This is a genomic window from Rhodoferax sp. ZS1R8 (genome assembly GCF_056521325.1).
In genome coordinates, this window is record NZ_JBWMBA010000126.1 from 1 (window position 1) to 1,195 (window position 1,195).

The window sequence follows — 1,195 nt, forward strand, 5'->3', positions numbered from 1 at the left end:
TGTGCGGTTGTCTTCTACGATCAGAATCTGGGGCAGACGCTTTCTTGCCTTGGGAACAAAACGCTGCAGTTCCCCCCGGGGGCCCATGGCCACGTCGACGCACTCCACCAAACGCTCCTGCCGTAAAGGCTTTGCCAGATAGGAGTCAGCCGCGGGGGCGGTCGCGGGGCTTTCAACCCCATATCGGTTCATCAGCACCAGGCGTGGCTGACCATACCCCGGAAAAGAGCGTAAATCCTGCACGCTCTGCGCCTGGGCTGTCGCCAGGACCATGTCAACCACCAACGATTGGGCTGCTTCCGCCAATTTGCCAACAGCATGACATTCGTAGCCAACCGCACCCAAGTTTTGCTGCACGAACTGGCGCACCATGCTGCTTTCATCCACCACCAGCACGCGCCCGGACCGCGCTGCGCTCACGGACGGCGGGTTGCTTCCCCTCTGCAGCGGCAGGACGAACCAGAACGTACTGCCCACGCCCTGCACGCTGTCCACCCCGATATCGCCCCCCATCAGTGCGCACAATTGCTTGCAGATGGATAGGCCCAAGCCAGATCCATCATGTCCGCGGGTGGTTGATGGGTCGGCCTGGGTAAATGCATCGAAAATACTGGCCACTTCGTCTTCGGCCACGCCAATGCCCGTGTCAGTGACCGCAATGCGCAGCATGCCCTGCTCGCCAAACGGACCGACGCACGACACACGCACCGCAACCTCTCCGCGTTCGGTGAACTTGACCGCGTTGCCCACCAGATTGAGCAACACCTGGCGCAGGCGCCGCGCGTCCCCGCGCAAACTACCAGGCACACCCGGGTCTACCACGTAGGCGATCTCCAGACCCTTGCTGCCCGACTGGGGGGTCACCAGCTCAATGGTCTGTTCACACAACCGCGCAATCTCAAAATCACGGCTCGCCAGTTGCAACTTGCCGGCCTCCAGCGATGAGAAGTCCAGGATGTTGTTGATCAGGTCCAGCAAATACTGCGACGAGTCCCAGGCCAGTGCAACATAGTTGCGAGCCATGGGCGGCAGCGGGGTGGCACGCAACATATCCAACGTGCCGACCACGCCATTGAGTGGCGTGCGCAGCTCGTGGCTCATGGTGGCGGCAAACTCGGCTTTGAGGTGTGCCAATCGCAGCGCTTCTTCACTGGCCAGACGCAAAGCCTGTTCGCGCTCGTCGAGCACCCGCATC

The 1,195-nt window shown here is 61.5% G+C and carries 1 protein-coding gene; it reads right to left on the bottom strand.

What is annotated here, in order from left to right:
• The coding region (locus AC097P_RS24350; protein ID WP_479612995.1) for an ATP-binding protein at positions 1-1,195 on the bottom strand (1,195 nt) is incomplete at both ends.